The sequence below is a fragment of the Streptomyces sp. NPDC107559 genome (assembly GCF_055657365.1).
In genome coordinates, this window is record NZ_JBVKBD010000033.1 from 20,330 (window position 1) to 38,004 (window position 17,675).

The following is a 17,675-nucleotide window of genomic DNA, read 5'->3' on the forward strand; positions in this document are numbered from 1 at the left end:
CTCGGCCGCATCTTCTGCATCTTGGTTTGGCAGGCCGCACGCCGCTTGGCCGCACCTATATTGGCGAGGTGGACGAAGCCCAGGCGAGCGGTCAGGTATGGCGGGACGAGGTCCGTCTGCGTCCGACGGCTGAGCAGGATCGGGACGCGTTGGCTCGGCTGGTCAAAGTGGACGCGGACTCCTTTGAAGCCGAGTTGTACGAGCACGCGGCTGATCCCCAAGTGCTGCTGATCGATCGCGCCCAGAGGTCGCGGGCCGGACAGTACGCCAGGCACGTGCGGCGGCTTCTGGAGCGTCGCCGGCGCCAAGGCGGCTGAGCGGCGGCCTTCGGACCATCGGATCGTTGGTTGACGTGTGTCGTTGCGGGATCAGGCCATCGTGCCCGTCTTCTTCGGCGGCCCGGGCAAGCCAGGTCCTCTTGAGGGGGTGCGGGCCTGGACGGCTCGGCTCTTCCAGGACCTGGACAGGACGACCCAGCTGGTGGCGGAGGGCAGGACAGTGAGCCTGCAGATTCCGGTAGACGTCATTTTCGGCGAGGACGACCCCCACCTCGGCCCGGACGTGGCCAGACACGCAGCCGGTCTGCTGCTCCGCGACACCAGCCTGAACTTCATCAACGCACGCCCTTGGCTGCAGTGGGATGAACCCGAGGCCCTGGCCAAGGTGCTTACCCAGTCGAGGTAGCGAAGCACCCTACCCCACAAGGGAGTTGTGGCACCCAGCAGAACCAAGGTACCCGCCGGCCCGGACCGCGACGGCCGTCGATCCCAGCGCAAGAAGGCCGTGCACGCTCTGGTCCACAACCTGCTCGCCCAGGGCTATTCACGCCGGGCCGTCGCCCGGCACCTGGGCTGGAGCCTTAGCACCGTCCTGCGCTACGCACGTGCCGTCGACTGGCAGGACACCCTCCGCGAGAACCGGCCCCGCCCCACCAGGCTGGATCCTTACAAGCCTTACTTGGAGCGGCGGTTCGCCGCGGGATGCACGAGCGTCACCCGTCTGCACCACGAACTCCTCGCTGAGAACGCCCCGTCACCTACCAGATGGTCCGCGTCTACATCGCCACCCTGCGTGCCGCACCGGCAACAGCGCCTCCTCCACCGCCGACGGTCCGGCAGGTCACCGGCTGGCTCACCCGCCACCCCGCGACCCTGAGCGAGGACGACCGGACCGAGCTGACGAACGTCCTGGCTCATTGCCCGGAGCTGGATGCCGCCGCCCGCCACGTCCGGGATTTCGGTGAGATCCTCACCGGCCGTCTTGGGGTCAGGCTCCCCACCTGGATCGACGCCGTCGATGCCAGCCAACTGCCCGGCCTCACCGGCTTCGCACTTCATATGCTACGAGACCTCGACGCCGTGACAGCCGGACTCACCCTGGAGTGGAGTTCCGGCAGTGTCGAAGGTGCTGTGAACCACATCAAGAAGATCAAAAGGCAGCTCTACGGTCGAGCCGGATTCGAACTGCTCCGAAAGATGATCCTGCTGCAATGGCCTCTACGGCCACCAGGCAGCATGAAACTGGCGCCTCGTCACGCCATACGCAGGCCCCGCAACACACCAGCCTTGCAGGGCTGGCGAGCGATACCGAAGTGAACGACGGAGGCAAGACATGAAGACAGAAGCAGGCATGGATTCGCTCGGCTGGGCGGTGGCCTGGATGTGCGTGACCTTTACCCGCGGCCTGAGCCCAGAGGAGGTCTTCACCCGCTACGGGGCCGACCCGGACCAGGCGCGCCTGCTCGACTGGGACGCGGCCTCGGACCTGGTCTCGGGCGACTCCGACGATGGGATGGTCTCGCTGCTGCGGTCCGGGAGGATCGGTGACTGGGCCTTTTGTGTTGAGGAGGAAGGTGATATCGGCTTTGGGGAGGAATCGCTCGCAGAGTTGTCCCGGGGCACTGAGACCTACAGCCTGGCGACGACCGATGGAATGGACGTCTTCCAGTACTGGCGTGACGGCCAGTGCGTCGAGTACTTCGAGCCAGGCATGGAGCACACCCGGTCCGAACCACTCGGCCACTGGTGGGAACGGGTGGAGGCGGCACTCGCCGTGCACGAGGGCGAGGGTGCCGGGATGGCGCCGGTAGTGGCCCTCGTACTCGACCACCTCGGCATCACTCTGGACGACGCTACCCTCGCCGGGCCCTGGCCCAGCCTGACGCTCGCCGAGGACGACGCGCCGTCGGCGCCACCGGGCGACACCTACGCGGGCGAGGGACCGGTCCCGCCAGGGGCTGTCGAGATCTTGTAAGGCCCTACAGCGGTCACCCTCGCGTTCACTCCCCAAGATCTGTGACAGAGCCGTTCTTCGACCGCAGCTTGTTCAGCAGCAGCTGGTGCAGCTGATCCCAGACGCCGGCCTCGTTCCAGGCAGCGAGGCGGCGCCAGCAGGTCATGCCCGAGCCGAAGCTGAGCTCCTGCGGCAGGTACTCCCATTGGATACCGGTGTGCAGCACGAACAGGATGCCGCACAAGGCCTGCCGGTCGGGTGCTCGCGGTCGTCCCTCGACCCGCTTCGGCGGCGGATCGGGCAGCAACGGCTCTATGGGCGCCCACAGTTCGTCCGACACAGTCCAGGGCCGCGACTGACGCGTCCCCATGGCCCCATCGACGAGCAACCAAGCCGACAGTCAGATGATCAACCCGCTTCTGTTAGAGCCAGTTGACGATCCCTCCGCTGGTCAGCAGTTGATGGGAGAGTTACCGGAAGTGACTCGGCAGTAGTCCGACCCGAGTCCGCCGTCGACGGTGCCGGCGTTTGGGCCGACGGTGATGAAGTCGCTGTCGGCTCCGCCGAGAATCCTACCGGTCACCGCAGTACCGGCGTTGGCCGTGATGGAGTCGCCACCAGCGCCGCCGTTGATGGTGCCGGCAACGATGCCGTTGATGACGATGTAGTCGCTGCCGCCCAAGCCGTTGACGCTGTCACCCACGGCGAGGGCGCCGCAGCTGATGTAGTCGGAGCCGGTAGTACCGCTGACGGTCGTACCGGATGCAGGGCTGCCGTTGACCGTGCATGACGTCAGGGCTTGCGCAGGCGTTGCGGTCAGGGCGAGGGGAGCGGCCAGGAGAGAGGCGGCGCAGAGCGTACGTATCGCATGTCTGATCATGAAATGATTGGCTCATGGCGATTTCATGATCGCAATGCTGCACCATCGGTGGCGCCACCGTTCGGGGGCAGTCTCTCCCCGGGCGGGCCATCGAGACTGACGGTCAGCTGATCGGGGGGTTGAGCTGGATGTCCGAAGCCGGATTGAGCTTGACTCCATCGGGGATCTTGGATTTCCCGGTGTGCCAACGTGATCACCGGGCATGCTCGGGGCTGGGAGCAGCTGGACGGGCTTTGGCGCGACGCGGACGAACCTTCCCCCAGCGCTGGAGACATCCCGGACCTGGGGAAGGGCGAGGTCTTCGCCTGTCATGATCTTGGTATGGCTGGTGTGATCACGGCTTCGGAGCCTTCGTGGATAGTCCCGTTCGCCGGGCTGAGCCCGCGGCTCTTTCGGAAGCTGATCACAGCCCTCCGCAGTGAGGGCGCGGACGAGGTCCGCCCGGGGCGCCCGTGGTCGCTGCCGCTTGAGGCGGGTCCTGTTGGTGGCTGCATACGGGCGCACCAACCTGGCGTTGCGGCAGCTCACTCCACTGTTCGTCGTCTCGAAGTGCGCGGCCAATCGGGTTGTCACTCACACGGGGCCGTTGCTGGCAATCAAGCAACGGCAGCGGTTCCGCAAGGACACGGTGCTCATCGCGGACGGCACTCTTGTGCCGACCCGTGACCACGCTGTCGCGGAGCAGTCGAAGAACTGTCGGTATTCCACCAACCACCAGGTCGTCATCGACGCAGAGAGCCAACAGGTCGTTGTCGTGGGTCGTCCGGTGCCCGGCAACCGCAACGATTGCAAGGCCTGGTCTGAGCCCATCGGCGTCACGCAACCACCTTGGGAACGGGAAGGCGTCGACGACTGTCTGCCATCCTCCACCCCGCAGGACACCGGCGAGAACACGACTGAGCCGCTGGATCCGAGCGTGGTGAGCCCGCTACTGATCTGGGCGATCCGCATGGTCGACGACCTCGCGGACGACATCCTGGCCGCCTGGGTGGAATGGCGTCGCATGCAGCAGCTGGCCGCCACCAACCCGAGCTCGCCCGCAGGACTGGCCGCGCTTGATGACTACCTCTTGCCCCGACTCGCCGCGGGCACGGGCCTGCCGACCACCGAGTGGCGCGGCAAGACTGTCCTGGCCGCCACATTCATCGCGGCCACCGTCGGCTGCAGCGTCAACCAGGTCAGTGGCTTTCGACATCGCCACGAGCTCAGCACGCTGCAGCCAGGGCCCTGTCCGCTCCCGGTTCCGGTGACTGGGCAAATCGACGGCAGGCCCTGGCGCGCGCACCTCGATGTCAACGACGTCACGCCCTTGATGCGTCAGTTGGCCACCGCCGCGGTGATCGTCTGCCTCTATCTGACCGGCATGCGGCCGCAGGAAGTACAAGGTCTCCGGTCCGGATGCTGCCCCGATCCCGAGGACGGCGGCCGTCACCTCATCCGCAGTCACCACTACAAGAACGTCACCGACGACGACGGCCAGCACGTCTCGGCCGGGGAGGAACAGGAGGTCCCCTGGGTCGCCATCACCCCGGTCGTCCGCGCCATCCGCGTCCTTGAACGCATGGTCCCCGAGGGCGAACTGCTCTTCAGCTGCGCCCATCACGACTTTGCCCGCGGCCGCCAGCGCGGCGGCGCCTTGAAGAACAGCAGCATGAACCAGCGGATCGAGGACTTCATCACCTGGATCAACCGGGAGACCGAATCCCATGGGCTGCAGAACCAGGGCGTCCCCCAGGACCCTCACGGCGCCATCGGGCTCGGGCGGTTCCGCCGGACCCTGGCGTGGCACATCGCCAGCAGACCTGGTGGGCTTGTCGCACTCGCGATCCAGTACGGCCACATGCGCACCGTCCTCAACGCCCATACGTCCAGCGGCTACGGCAGCCGAAGCCGTCGCGGCATCCACAGCGTCCTCGACGTCGAGACCGCCCTCGCCGCTGTCGACACCGCCGCGCGGCTGCGGGACCGCCTCGCCGCCGGCGAGAAGATTTCCGGGCCCGCCGCCCGATGAGCCGTCACCGCCGCCGCCCAGGCGCCACGATTCGAGGGCCGCATCGTCACCCAGAAGTTCGCCAAACAAGCCGCCGACTACCTCGCCCGTGACGGCCTGGTCCTGTTCGATAGCCCCGACGCCTCCCTGATCTGCGTATTCAAGCGCGACAACGCGCTTTGAGAACCAGGACCCAACGCAACCGCCCCGAACCAATTCGACTGCCGCCCCGGCTGTGGGAACGCCGTCCGCCTTGACGGCCACGCGACCGAACTGCTGGAAGAGACCGACCGCATCAACCAACTCGCTGCCCTCTCCTCAGCCGCTGGCCAGGCGCCTCCGCATCGCCGCCGAGCAATACCGCGCCACCGCCGACACCCGCCACTCTGCCGCCCAACCCGCCGAGGACCTGTCGTGACCGAGCAATCCACCGACGAGCGGACGCGCATCCGTGCAGCCATCGACCGGCTCCTTACCGGCCGGCCCACAGCCTCCGACGGCGCGCTGACCGTCGTCGCTCTCGTGGTCGAGGCCGGTGTTCACCGCATGGCCCTTCAGAAGCGCCATGCCGACCTGAAACACGAGTTCTACGAGCGCGTACGCGCCGAGACGAAGCAACTCCCTGAATCGGACAAGCGGCTCCGGAAGACCGTCTCCGATCTGAAAGAAACTGTTGCCGCGCAGAAAGCCGAAATCACGGCACTTCGGCACCAAGTCACCCAGCTCGCGCTCGCGAACGCCGTCCTCAGCCGCCAGGGACACAACCTGAACGAGAACCCGGAGGAAGTACCGGACAATGTCGTCCGCCTGCACCCGAAGGAAGGGTGACCGCCAGATGCCCCCGCCGACCGTAGGTCCAGGACACCTCGTTACCCATTAGTCCCTGGCCAGGAACTTGGTGACGGTCTGGACGAAGTCGTCCGGACCGTCCACCCACGGGCTGTGCGCGGCACCTGCCTGGACGATGTGCTCGCCGCGCGGGAAGAGCCCAGCCACCTCAGCGGCGGAGTCCGGACGCGGGGAACCGTCCAGCTCGCCGGAGATCACCAGAACGGGCACATCCAGCTCAGCCAGTACGGCGCGGGCGGCGTCCGCGCCGTCGAAGGCGCCCGGAGCCAGGTAGGCATCCGCCGCCTCCAGGTCGAACCACTCCTCACACGCGGCGGCGTGCGCCTGCGCGGCGGCATCCCAGCGACCGTAGGACAGGCGGTCGAGCAGCACGAAGTCCGCGTCGCTCGCCTCCCCGGACACCGCCCGCTCGAAGGCCGGCCGGACCTCCTCGTACCAGGGCTCCTCCCGGCGCAGCTCCAGCGCCTCGCGCCGCCGCTCGACGGGGAAGTCGATGCCAGCAGTGCGCGCCCGCGCGCAGACCAGGACGAGCGAGCGCACCCGCTCCGGGTAGCGGGCCGCATAGGCCAGCACGAGGTCACCGGCGGCCGAGTGGCCGAGAAGATCCAACTGCTCCAGCCCAAGGGTGACGCGCAGCGCCTCGATGTCCTCGGCCTGCCGGTCCACCCGGAAGCCCGCGAGGTCTGCGGGCCTGGCCGAGTCCCCCGTGCCGCGCAGGTCCAGCAGCACCAGCTCCCGCTGCGCGGCCAGCCCACCGAGGTCGCCGAAGTAGGCGGAGCGCATCATCGGCCCGCCGGGGATGCAGACGAGCGGTCGGTCACCCCCCGAGCCCTTTCGGTGGTAGGCGAGGCGGGTCCCGTCGGGCACGTCGAAGGTCAGCATGAGCGGGATGCTTGCAGGTGGCGCGATAACCCGCCACGGAATAAGCGACCTGGCGCACCAATCCTGCACGCCCTTCGAAGGGCCTCCCGCTTCTGAAAACGATGCGTGGACCCTCTCGCCCGCAACCGCGAACATGCAGGCCACCCCGATGCAGCCAGCGGACGGCCGACCAGGCCGCCCACCACGGCTCCCGCTGGCCTGGTCGGCCCTGTCCCGGATCCGCGAACGAGTGGGCGACCGAGACGGGTCTCGACAGGCAGCGCGACGAGCCTTTGCCCTGGGTGCTTTGGATCTCTGCCCGCTGGCGGCCGCGTTGGACGGCTCCCGGCAGACGCCGTACGTTGGCGACCTTGCCGGTCTCGCGCCGGACGTGTTCCGAGTGGCGAAGGAGCCGCGCCCACAGGACGCGTGGATGGGATCGGTGCGCAACGCCGTGACGATTTTCTTGTCCCCGCACCTGCGGAGTGACCTCAGTTCCCTCTGCGCACCGCCCCCGCCAGGATCCATCCCTCCACTGCCTCGTACTGCTTTCTGTTTTCCTCAGCCTTCTGCCGCCCGGATACCACGGTTCCCAGCCACCCGAAAGCGAAGCCCAGTGGGATCGACGCTATTCCCGTCGTGGTGAACGGGAACCAGTTGAAGTCCGCCTGGGGGAAGGCGGAGAGCGGGGAGCCGGACACCAGGTTGGTGCCGGTCATGAGGACGAGGGTGGTGAGGGTGCCACCGATGAGGGTGGCCAGCAGGCCCGCGCGGGTGAAGCGGCGCCAGAAGAGGCTGTAGATCAGCGCGGGCGCCAGTGCGGAGGCGCCGAGGGAGGCCGACAGGAGAGCCAGCGGCTGCAGGTTGTGGTGCTGGACGAGGGTGGCCAGCAGGAGGGTGGGGGCGCCCACGGCGAGGGCGGACAGTCGTGCGATGGTCATCTCGCGGCGTGGAGTCGTCTCCCGCAGGCGACTGGCGAACACGTCGTGCGCGAGGGAGTTGGCGCAGGCCAGGATCATGCCGGCGACCGAGGCGAGCAGGGTGAGGAAGAGCGCCGCGGTGACAGTGGTAAAGAGGAAGGTCCCGGCGGTTGACACGTTCTGTCCGAACGCGGCCCGCGAGCCGAGCAGGTACGCCGTGCTGCCCTGTGGGTCGGCGCCCGCGATGACCTCGCGCCCGATCAGTGCCGTAGCGCCGAAGCCGACGACCGTGATGATCAGTACGAAGAGGGCTACGCACGGCACCGCCCAGGACATCGATCGGCGTACCTCGCGGGCACTGTTGGCGGTGTACATGCGCATGGTGACGTGTGGCAGGCAGGCGGCGCCGAGGACGACGGTCAGCTCCGAACTGAGCATGTCCAGACGGGGGCTGGAGCTGCCCGCGAATTCGAGACCCGAGTGCAGGAAGGACGATCCCACCCCGCTCTGCTGTCCGGCCGCCGCGAACAGCGTGCCGAGGTTCCAGTCGAAGCGGTGAAGCATCAGTACGGCGACGACGACGCCGGAGCCGAGCAGCATCACGATCTTCATGATCTGGATGAGGGCGGTGCCCTTCATACCGCCGATCGCCGCATAGCTGATCATCAACGCGCCGAGTCCGATGATGCAGCCCGTCTTCAGCGAGTCGTTGGAGAAGCCGAGGATGAACGCCAGCAGATCGCCGGTGCCGGCGAGTTGGATGAGCATCATCGGCACCAGCGCCACGATCGTCGCGCCGCATGCGGCCATGCGCACCGCCCGACCCGGCATCCGCCGCGCGAACGCGTCGCCCATGGTGAACCGGCCCGCATTGCGCAGCGGTTCGGCCAGCAGGAACATCATCAGCATGAGGGAGAGGGCGATACTCAGTGCCAGGACGACGCCGTCGTACCCGTCGAGCGCGATGACCCCGCCCGTGGACAGGACTGTCGCCGCGGAGATGTAGTCCCCGGCGATGGCGAGGCCGTTGCGCATCGGTGAGAGCGATCCGTACCCCGTGTAGAACTCGTCGAGGTCGTCGTGGTCGGGCCCCGCCATCACACACAGCAGCAGCGTGATCGTGGCGACCGACGTGAACGCCACCAGCGACATGGCCTGTGCCGAACTGCTGAACCCGTTCACAGCTCGCCCTCCCGCCTGGCGTCCAGTACGGCAAGCCGGCGGATGCGCTCGGCGAGCGGGTCGACCCTCCGCCGCGCCGTGTACTCGTAGAGGGCGATCGCCAGGCAGGTGACGGGTACCTGGAGCAGCCCGAGCAGCAGCCCCGTGGACAGCCCGTCCGAGACAGTGCCTGTCATCAGCGACGGTACGAACGCGGACAGGAAGAGGAACAGCGCGAAGTACCCGAGTGCCGTGAACGTCGCCACGCGCCGCAGTCGGCGGTACGCGCTGCGCAGGACGCGCAGGTCGCTGTGGTTGCCGAGCGCCGGACGGCGCGGAGTTCTTCTCTCCGGCTCGGGCTCGGGCCGCTGTGGCGGTTGCCAGGGGTAGGCGGAGTATGGGGGTGATGAGTCGAATGAGCCGTGGGGCCAGTCGTATGAAGGCGGTAGGTGGCGGCGTTGGTACTCGGGGGACGAGAACGCGTCAGTCATCCCGTGTCTCCTTGCGTGGCTCGGGCCCGTGCGGACCGCAGGGAGTGGGGGGTGAGCGGGACGCACGTTACTCATAGGTATGCGCGGTGCGGAAGTCTTTTGACAAACTGGTTGGTCGGTATCAAGCGCGGAGCGCCAGGTGACGTGCCACAACCAGGCCCGCGTTCAGAATCCGCGTGTGCGTTCGGCCGCGTCACGCTGCGCTCGTCCGAGGGGGATCTGGTGAGTGAGCCGGGCGGCCTCCCTCGACGTTGGCGGCGACGGCAACGGCGAGGGCGAGAGCGGTCGCGGCGGCGAGGCCGTCCTCGGTACGCCCCTGGATCAAGGCCAGGGCGCTGGTGTAGATGAGGGAGCCGGGCAGGAGGGGCCGAGTGACGCGGTAACGTAAGGCAAGGGCAAGAATTCCAGGTGGTTGGGGCCAGCCCAAGCCTGCGCGAGGAGACCTGAGCGAAGCGCAGTGATCGCGGTGGCACCGGTCACGGTGACGGTGTTGAAGTCGGCTTGCTCGGCGAAGACCCCGCAGACGGCCCAGGTGATGCCCGCGTTGAGCGCGACGACGGGGAGGATCCGGCGGGCGATCACACACGCGATCAGGCGGCCGCCGTTCCTGTCTCCTGGGCGAATGTCCTCGGCGGTGAGAAGACCCTGGCGCCGACCATCGACCCGACCATCATGGCGGTGAGTGTCGGCAGACTCGGCTTGACTGCAGGCGGAGGCCCCGGCTCCGGGGTGTCGGCCGCGCCATCGGTCATGACACACCTCGTTCGTGGACGCTCACGAATGGTTTGGGGGGTCGGCTACTGATCGGGGGTGGCTCCCTCGCCGCAGCCGACCTCAGCCAGATCACCCGTGCCGTGAAGCGCAAGCTCAAGATGCTGCAGTACCGACCAGAGGTCATCAATGGCTGCCTCGCTGGCACCGGCCTCGTGCTGGAAGCGTGAACACGTGGCCAGCCGATCGGCGATGGGGACTGCGCAGTCGGAGTCTAAAGTCGCTGGTCAGATACGGTGACGGGATGAACGAGAGCCTGCCTGCCGACGTAGCCGACGTGCTTGCGGCAGTTCTGAACGGGGTCACTCCGGTTCATGTCGCGCTCCAAAGGCAGGTTCCGCACCTCAGTGTGCGAGCGCGCTGCACATGTGGGTGTGGCACCGCCTACTTCGAGCTCGACACCAGCAAGGTGGACCCTGCACCCACCGGCCCCGGCACTGTTGTGGCGGCCGAAGCGCTGCTCTTCACCGAAGCGGGTGAGTGCCCAGGTGAGGTCCTGGTCTTCACCCAGGGCGGCTACCTGTCCTGGCTGGAAGTCTGTTCATGGAGCGACGACATCGAAGTAACACTGGCCGCCGCGCGTCACTGGTTGCAGACACGCTCTTGATCCCGAAGGACCAGCGCCCAACGGGCTCCGCGACACCGCCGACATCACGAATTCAAGTTCAGTGGCTGTCGGGCTTGGCGAAGGTGAGGACGCCGCCGTGCCGGCGGGGCCGCCCGCCCTTCGGGCCGGAGCGGGTCGCGGAGCATGACCCGGTCCGAGCGCAGGCGCACGATCAGCACAACCGGCAGGTCGGCCAGGGCGTGGGAAAGGTAGGTGACGTCGTAGCCGGCGTCCATCACGATGAGGATCTCCGGGGCGCCCTGCCGCCAGTGCCCGGCTTGCTTCAACCGCTCGATGACGTCGCGCAGTTGGGTGGCGGTGACGAGCGTAACTGGTCCGTCTTGTGGTCGCCACGTCCATAGACGTGGCAGAACAGCCGGTCGTCGCTGGTCGGGGCATCGGGGCATCGGGGCATCGGGGCGGAGCCAGTTGCTCACGTCCACGGTCAGCGTGATCCGCCCGTCACCGGCCTTTGGCAGCGGCAGGCCGGCCAGCGTGCGGCGCAACCGCGTCGGTTCCAGCCAGCCGCGGTCCAAAGCCGCGTACAGCGCGCCGTGCCCGCGCCGGTGCTCGACCGCCAGCGACAGCTCGACCCGGGTCTTCACCGGCCCGTCCGCGTACAACACCGCGTCCGCGAGTTCGAAGAGCGCGTCCTGGCGGGCGTAGAGGCATTCATAGAACTCAACCCGAAAGCGGGACAACACGTCCAACGCCTCGCCTGCGGGCGAATCGACAGACAGACTCATACGCAGCGGCCGTTCTCTTGTACTTCGTGACTCAACATCTCGAAGCGTGGAGAACGGCCGTCTCCGCTGTCCCGGGAAGAACCGCAGATGAGCAGGTCGAGTGACCTGCGACGTTAAACGTCAAGCTAGGAGTACCTCGACGTCGAGGAAGTGCTGGAAGCAGATGGCGATGCCTTCGTCGCGGGCGGCCGTGGTGTCGTGCATCTGTCCGGGCCACAGGGCATCGGTCCAAAACGTGGGGCGTTGCCCGTCGGCGACGACGGTGGCCTTCATCGTTGTTCTCCTTTTCATGCCGGAGACACCGAACGGAATGACGGCATGCGAGATACGCCCGGTACTGCCACCGCACTCCGATATGCGGCAGGTCCCGACCACCGTCCCCCGCGTGACGCGGCGCCCGCACGATCGCCTCGGCTTTGGTTCTGCGGCATGGCCTCGTGCAAGATCCCCTCCAGGACCACCGCGACGCCGGCCTCGATTCTCTGAAGCACCGGATGTCCTCGCGGCCGATCCGACGCCGGTCGCGGGCGGAGTTGCCGTGCTTCCCCGCCCACGAGGGTGGTTATCGTCCGGCCTGCAAGGCTGCCCAGGTCTGCGGGCCGACGTCGCCGTCGACGCCGAGGCTGCGGGTGGTCTGGTAGTCGCGCACGGCTTGTTCGGTGTTGGGGCCGAAGTCGCCGTCGATGCCCACGGTGCGGCCGAGTGCCGCGGTCAGTGCTCGCTGCAGTCGGCTGACGTCCGCGCCGGTCGACCCGTTCTGCAGCGCCGGTGTCGAGCCGTACGACAGCAGGGCCGTCCAGGTCCTGGGGCCGATGTCACCGTCGGCCGTGAGGCCCCGGGCGGACTGGAAGGCCTTCGTCGCCGTTTCGGTGTTGGGCCCGAAGTCGCCGTCCGGTTCTCCCGGATTGTGTCCGGCGGCGATCAGCCGGCATTGCGCCGCCTTGACCGGACTGCCGGTGGATCCCTGCTGGATGAGGGGGTACGCAGTGAAGTCGAGGTTGACGCCGCTGCAGGTGGGCGCTGGTGTGCCGCCGCAGTTGTTGCTGGTGACGTTCCGCCAGGTCTGGCCGTTGGCCTGGCCGTACTCGACGCCGTTGAACCAGGGGCGGATCCGTTCGGAGGTGGAGTTGCCCCAGGTGGCGGATCCGTTGTGTCGGCGTCGTAGGCGAGCTCGAAGTGCAGGTGCGGGTGGTTGTTCGAGGTAGGCCCCGTCCTGCCGACCCGGCCGATCAGCTGGCCGCGCTGCACCGTCTGGCCGACGCTGACATCGCGGCTCTGCAGGTGCAGGTATGTGGTGAAGTAGCGCTGCCCGTGGTTGATCTGGATCACGTTGCCGGCGTTGGAGTGGTAGAAGGACTGCCGGACCGTGCCGGAGGCCGGAGCCAGCACCGGTGCTCCTTCGGTGCCGACCTGGTCGGGCTCGCGGACCATGTCGAGCGCGGGTGCGTGTGCCCAGGTGTCGAGTCGCCACTGCTGGCCGCAGGTGAAGGGCAGTTGGAAGGCGATGGGCGGGGCCGCCGCGGCGGCCGGCGCCGCGGCCTGCCAGGGCAGGACGACGAGGGCGGCAACAGCCACGAGCAGTCTGCCGAGCAGCCCTGGGCTGCGCGTGCGGATGAGGGATATCAACGTGTCTCCTTCTTTGGTGCCGAGTTCATGCGTGTCTGGCGCGGGGTGTGCGGGCGGCGATGGGACGGCAGGTGCCCTTCCGCTGTGGCTGGGCGCTGCGGGACGGCCGCGTTCGGTCGCGGTGTGCCGCCCGCATGGCGGTCACGATGAGGGCCGAGGTGGGGGCAGCCATGTACGGCCCTCATCGTGAGCTCGCCGGCGGGGGAGCGACCGGTGCGTTGAGCGTGCCCTGCGTCGGTATAGCCCGGATATTTCCGAAGGTCACCCGGCCGCCCTGGGCGGTGGTGCCAGGCACGGACCGCTTACAGGGGAGCACGCCGCGTCGGCGGCGTGCCCGGGTCAGGGCTGCGGGCAGAGCGCGCCGGTGTCCTGGCCGGGGAGGTGGCGGTCGAGTTGCGCCGCGGTGGGCGGTGGGGCGGTGGCTCGGCAGATGCGCCGGATGGCTTCGGTCGCGGTCAGCGGCCAGTGGATGATGCGCTGGTCGGCTCCCGCGGACAGCAGGGTTCCGTCCGGGGTGAACGCCAAGCCCTGCACGTCTGCCGAGTGGCCGGTGAGGGTGGCGATGCGCCGGTGGGTTCGTACATCCCAGACGACGATGGTGTGATCCTCACCTGCCGAGGCGAGGAGGCGTCCGTCCCTGCTGAAGGCGAGCGTACCGACCGCTGCGGTGTGGCCGGTCAGGGTGCCCCGGCCTTTCCCTGTCTGGGTCGACCACAGGCGCACCGTGTGGTCCGAGCCGGCGGTGGCGATCAGATCGCCCGCCGGAGTGGCCGCGATGTCCTGCGTGGACCCCTGCGCGGCCGGGAAGGCCTTCACCAGCCGGTCGTCGGCGGTGCTCCACACGGCGATGCCGCCGGCCGGTGTGCTCGCGACGAGGAGGCCGCCCCGAGCGGGGTAGGCCATGGCGGTCGAGGTGCGCGGGCCGGCCGGCGCCGGCAGCGGACGGGGGTGTGCCGGGTCGCTGACCCTCCAGCGGAACGTTCCTCCCAGGGACATCACGGTGACCGTGCTGCCGTCCGGGCTGAAGGCGACGTCCGTACCGGTGCCTATACCGGTGAAGGCGATGGTGGTGTAGCGCCGCCCGGTCGACGGGTTCCACAGAGTCAGGGTGTGGTCGCGCGTCACGGCCGCCAGCACCGTGGCGTCCGGGTTGAACGCGACTGCCTTGACATGGTCGGAGTGTCCGCCCAGCAGCCGTTCGGCAGCACCGGAGGCATTCCAGATCCGTACGGACCTGTCGTCGCCGGCGGAGGCGACGAGCCGGCCGTCGGGGCTGACGTCCACGTCGTTCACGGCGCCGCCGTGACCGCTGAAGGGAAGGGCCGTCCGGCGCACCACGATGGTGCGTCCCAGGCCGCCCGAGACCACCGTGCTCGCGTCCGGTGCCAGGTCCAGAGCCATGGTCTCCGAGCGGAACCGGTCGGCGTGGCGGGCGATCTGCTCGCGGCGCCGGTAGTCCCAGATCGAGATCATGCCCTCTTCGTCGGCGATCGCGATCCGATCGCCGACCGGCGCGGAGATCATCCAGGGGAAGGCCGTCTGCACCGGGAGGTCGGCGAACTGGCGGGCCGAGCGGCCGGTCAGGCGCCAGAACCTGATGCCGTGTTCTTCGGAGGCCGTGGCCAGGACATCGGATGTGGAGCCGAACCGGGCCACCTGGGCGCCTTCGGTGTTCAGCTCGAAGCGACGGCGACCGGTTTCGATGTCCCAGACGGCCACCGTCCCATCGGTACGGGTGACGGCGAGCGAGCGCTGATCGCCGGCCAGGCTGAGTGCCGCGGGCATACCGGTGGGCAGGAACACGGCCTTGCCACCGCCCAGCGTGGCTACCCGTGTGCCCTCGCCCGTGCCGTAGGCCACGACCGTGCCGTCGGCGCTGAAGGCCAGACCGTTGCTGAGGTCGCCGGACACGACCTGCTTGAACAGCACCTTCCTCGACCGGACCTCCCGCACGACGACCGAGCCTCCGGTCGGCTGCTTCGGATTGTTCAACCGGGCCAGGGACGCCAGCCGGGTACCGTCGGCGTTGAAGGCCACCCTCAGCGCGAAGAACCCCTGGGGGAGCGGCTTGACGACATGCTCGGTGAAGGAGGCCAGCCTCGTGCGTCGGTTCGGATCCCACAGCTCCACGGTGCCGTCGCTGGTTGCCGCGGCCACCAACGAGCCGTGAGGGGACAGGGCCAGGCCGAACGACGCGGGCCCGTTCGTGTTGAGTACGACGCTGGGCTGCGCGGACGCCGACGTACTGATCACCGCGCCCAGAGTGTCGGCGTCGGGATGCAGCCGATAGGCGGCCAGGGCGAGGGACCGGGCGACGTCCGGGTCGGTGGCGACCAGCGAGCGCGACGTGAGCGCGGCCTGATGGGCCAGGACGGTCAGGTGCTCGCGCTGTGCCACCTGCCGCTGCTGCCAGGCGGCACCGCCCCCGGTCACGGTCGCCGCCAGCAGCACCGCCAGCACCATCGCCAGGACCCTCAGCCGGCGGACCCGGCGCCGCGCCGCAGCGAGTTCGGACTCGGCCAGCTCCTCGCTGGCGTCGAGGAACTCACGCTCCAGAAGGTTCAGCTCCGAGCGGTGCGGGCGCGCCTCGGCCAGCCCGGAGCCCCGATAGAGCCCTCCGGCGTCCCGCCCCGACTGCTGCCAGACTCGGGCCGCGGCGGTGAGCCGCTGCCGTACGACCAGGCGCCGGCGGTCCTCGCTCAGCCAGGCCCGCAGCCTGGGCCACGCCACGATGAGCGCCTCATGGGCGATCTCCACCCGATCCTCGTCCACGACCACCAGGCGCGCCGCCACCAGCTCGTCGACCACATCCGCGACCGCCGCGGCCGGGCCCATCCCGTCGAGTTCGGTTTGCGGGACCCGCCGCCGGCTGTCCCGCACCCCGTCCTCGTCCAGGTTGATCAACCGCTGCATGAGCCGGCGCACCAGGTCCTGCTCGGCGGGTTCGAGCTCGGCGTAGACGTGCTCGGCGGTCTGGGCGATCGCATCGTGCATCCCGCCCCCTGCCTGGTACGCCGCGAGGGTCAGGGTGCGGCCGGCCCGGTTGCGCCAGGTCTCCCGCAGCGCGTGGGACACCAACGGGAGTGCGGCGGCAGCGCCGGAGGCCTCCGCCACCACGGTGGCCAGCAGATCGGCGTCGACCGAGCAGCCCTCAAGATCCGCCGGCCGGACGATCAGCTCTCGCAGTTCCGCGGCCGACGGCGGACCGACCAGCAGCTGCGCCTCGCTCATCAGCGCCGGCGCCAGCCCGCTCAGCCCGGTCATCTGGACGAAGAAGTCCGCACGGACACTGAGCACGACCTTCGTTCCGGCATGGGACGCCGCTAACAGCCCGGCGACGAATTCCTCCCGCACCGTGGGATCGGAGCACACGGTGAACAATTCCTCGAACTGATCGACCACCAGCAGCACCTGACCGGCGGGCCGGTCGTGCTCGGCGAGCGCGGCCGCGAGCTGTTTCACCGGCTGGTCGGTCGGCGTCATCATGACCGGCTGCCACCGAGCGGTCGTATCCCGCCGGATCCGGCCCAGTAGGCCCGCCGCCAGCAGCGAGGTCTTCCCCGATCCCGACGCGCCGAACACGACGACCACGGGGAAGCGTTCCACGCGCTCCCACAGCAGCCCGCACAGCCGGTCGCGACCGAAGAACCGGTCGTGATCCGAGGAGGTGAACGCCGGCAGGCCCCGGTAGGGGTTGGCCCCGACCGGCACCAGTGCCGCGACGGGGACCGGAGAGGGCATGAGGCCCTCATCGCCGCGGAGCATCGCCTGGTGCAGGCGCTGCAGACCCGGGCCGGGCTCGACGCCCAGTTCGGTCCCGTACAGCGCATGGGTCCGCCGGTAGAGCTCGAACGCCTCGGCCTGCCTGCCCGAGCGATACAGGGCCGTCATGAGCTGGCCGCGGAGCGACTCCCGAAAGGGGTGCCGGGGCAGCAGCTCCGTCAGCTCCGCGACCACCTCGGCATGCCTGCCGAGGGCCAGACCGCAATCGGCCCACCGCTCATGCACGGCAAGACGCAGCTCCTCCAGCCGGGCCGCCCGGGTCGCGACGGCTTCGGTATCCAGGAACTCCGCGAACGCGGGCCCGTTCCAGCACCGCAGCGCCTCACCGTGCAACTCCTGCGCGCCCGCTGTCTCACCCTGTCGCAGGGCCTCCTCCGCCTGGAGGGCCAGCCGTTCGAACCGCGTGGCGTCCAGCGCATCACCCGCCACCACGCGATAGCCGTCGCCCTGCCGTTCGATGCGCTCCGGGCCCAGGGCCTTGCGCAGTAGATGGACGTACAGCTGCAGGTTCTTACGCGCCGAGCGCGGCGGTCGCTCGCCCCACAGTGCGGTCATCAGGAGCTCCGAAGGCACGGGCCGGTCGGGCCTGCTCAGCAGGACCGCGAGCAGCAGACGCACCTTGGGCGATCCGATGTCGACCGGCAAGCCCCCGCGACGGACCGCCAGATCCCCCAGAATCCCCAACTCCACTCGGCCGCCCCCCAAGGCTGCACGGATCAACGCTGGCGGCCCGAAGGTACACCAGTCCCTGCGAAGCA

Annotated in this window: 14 protein-coding genes and 4 pseudogenes; 8 read left to right on the plus strand and 10 right to left on the minus strand. The window is 68.8% G+C overall.

Annotated features, from left to right (window positions below):
• Positions 1-68: 68 nt before the first annotated feature.
• The 5 genes from ACZ7OY_RS42950 (at position 69) to ACZ7OY_RS42970 (ending at position 2,253) form a co-directional block, all read left to right on the plus strand.
• Positions 69-317 (plus strand): hypothetical protein, encoded by a 249-nt coding sequence (locus tag ACZ7OY_RS42950; protein ID WP_472250935.1) that lies wholly within the window; start codon positions 69-71, stop codon positions 315-317.
• A 61-nt stretch (positions 318-378) separates the two neighbouring features.
• Positions 379-684 carry a hypothetical protein gene (locus ACZ7OY_RS42955; protein ID WP_472250936.1) on the plus strand — a complete coding sequence of 102 codons (306 nt, stop codon included), beginning with the start codon at positions 379-381 and terminating at the stop codon, positions 682-684.
• Positions 685-783: 99 nt separating this feature from the next.
• A complete protein-coding gene (locus ACZ7OY_RS42960; protein WP_472250963.1) occupies positions 784-1,155 on the plus strand; it encodes a helix-turn-helix domain-containing protein in 372 nt (123 codons plus the stop codon).
• On the plus strand, positions 1,044-1,595 hold the full coding sequence (locus tag ACZ7OY_RS42965) for a transposase (RefSeq protein WP_472250937.1): 552 nt from the start codon (positions 1,044-1,046) through the stop codon (positions 1,593-1,595). The genes ACZ7OY_RS42960 and ACZ7OY_RS42965 overlap by 112 nt, the downstream gene beginning before the upstream one ends.
• 16 nt (positions 1,596-1,611) lie before the next feature.
• A complete protein-coding gene (locus ACZ7OY_RS42970) occupies positions 1,612-2,253 on the plus strand; it encodes a DUF6461 domain-containing protein (protein WP_472250938.1) in 642 nt (213 codons plus the stop codon).
• Between the two features lie 58 nt (positions 2,254-2,311).
• Here ACZ7OY_RS42970 and ACZ7OY_RS42975 read toward each other — a convergent pair.
• Both ACZ7OY_RS42975 and ACZ7OY_RS42980 read right to left on the minus strand, forming a co-directional pair.
• Positions 2,312-2,602, minus strand: a pseudogene (locus ACZ7OY_RS42975) (transposase); the annotation flags it as partial.
• A gap of 81 nt (positions 2,603-2,683) precedes the next feature.
• Positions 2,684-3,112, minus strand: coding sequence for a hypothetical protein (locus ACZ7OY_RS42980; RefSeq protein WP_472250939.1), 429 nt, complete (start codon positions 3,110-3,112; stop codon positions 2,684-2,686).
• 321 nt (positions 3,113-3,433) lie between these two features.
• On the opposite strand from ACZ7OY_RS42980, the pseudogene ACZ7OY_RS42985 reads away from it, so the two are divergent.
• Together ACZ7OY_RS42985 and ACZ7OY_RS42990 are read left to right on the plus strand one after the other, a co-directional pair.
• Positions 3,434-3,917: pseudogene (locus tag ACZ7OY_RS42985) on the plus strand (transposase family protein); the annotation flags it as partial.
• Between the two features lie 1,599 nt (positions 3,918-5,516).
• Positions 5,517-5,930: a hypothetical protein gene (locus ACZ7OY_RS42990; RefSeq protein WP_472250940.1), complete on the plus strand. Its 414-nt coding sequence runs from the start codon at positions 5,517-5,519 to the stop codon at positions 5,928-5,930.
• Between the two features lie 48 nt (positions 5,931-5,978).
• On the opposite strand, the gene ACZ7OY_RS42995 is transcribed toward ACZ7OY_RS42990, so the two are convergent.
• From ACZ7OY_RS42995 to ACZ7OY_RS43005, 3 genes are all read right to left on the minus strand, one after another.
• Entirely contained in the window at positions 5,979-6,833 is an 855-nt protein-coding gene (locus tag ACZ7OY_RS42995) for an alpha/beta fold hydrolase (protein ID WP_472250941.1), read from the minus strand.
• A gap of 470 nt (positions 6,834-7,303) precedes the next feature.
• Positions 7,304-8,884: a sodium/solute symporter gene (locus tag ACZ7OY_RS43000; protein WP_472250964.1), complete on the minus strand. Its 1,581-nt coding sequence runs from the start codon at positions 8,882-8,884 to the stop codon at positions 7,304-7,306.
• Between the two features lie 26 nt (positions 8,885-8,910).
• A complete protein-coding gene (locus ACZ7OY_RS43005) occupies positions 8,911-9,384 on the minus strand; it encodes a DUF485 domain-containing protein (protein ID WP_472250942.1) in 474 nt (157 codons plus the stop codon).
• 1,015 nt (positions 9,385-10,399) lie between these two features.
• Here ACZ7OY_RS43005 and ACZ7OY_RS43010 point away from each other — a divergent pair.
• On the plus strand, positions 10,400-10,762 hold the full coding sequence (locus tag ACZ7OY_RS43010; RefSeq protein WP_472250943.1) for a hypothetical protein: 363 nt from the start codon (positions 10,400-10,402) through the stop codon (positions 10,760-10,762).
• A 44-nt stretch (positions 10,763-10,806) separates the two neighbouring features.
• Here the strand turns inward: ACZ7OY_RS43010 and ACZ7OY_RS43015 are convergent, their stop codons facing one another.
• From ACZ7OY_RS43015 to ACZ7OY_RS43035, 5 genes and pseudogenes are all read right to left on the minus strand, one after another.
• Positions 10,807-11,508, minus strand: a complete 702-nt coding sequence (locus tag ACZ7OY_RS43015; protein WP_472250944.1) for a transposase — start codon at positions 11,506-11,508, stop codon at positions 10,807-10,809.
• A gap of 126 nt (positions 11,509-11,634) precedes the next feature.
• Positions 11,635-11,808 (minus strand): annotated as a pseudogene (locus tag ACZ7OY_RS43020) (transposase family protein); the annotation flags it as partial.
• Positions 11,809-12,070: 262 nt separating this feature from the next.
• Positions 12,071-12,538 (minus strand): annotated as a pseudogene (locus ACZ7OY_RS43025) (peptidoglycan-binding domain-containing protein); the annotation flags it as partial.
• Complete coding sequence (locus ACZ7OY_RS43030; RefSeq protein ID WP_472250965.1) at positions 12,430-12,939, minus strand: M23 family metallopeptidase; 510 nt, start codon at positions 12,937-12,939, stop codon at positions 12,430-12,432. The gene ACZ7OY_RS43030 and the pseudogene ACZ7OY_RS43025, both read right to left, overlap by 109 nt.
• Before the next feature lie 534 nt (positions 12,940-13,473).
• The gene (locus tag ACZ7OY_RS43035; RefSeq protein WP_472250945.1) at positions 13,474-17,562 is read right to left on the minus strand and encodes an nSTAND1 domain-containing NTPase; all 4,089 of its coding nucleotides are present in this window, start codon (positions 17,560-17,562) and stop codon (positions 13,474-13,476) included.
• Positions 17,563-17,675 lie beyond the last annotated feature (113 nt).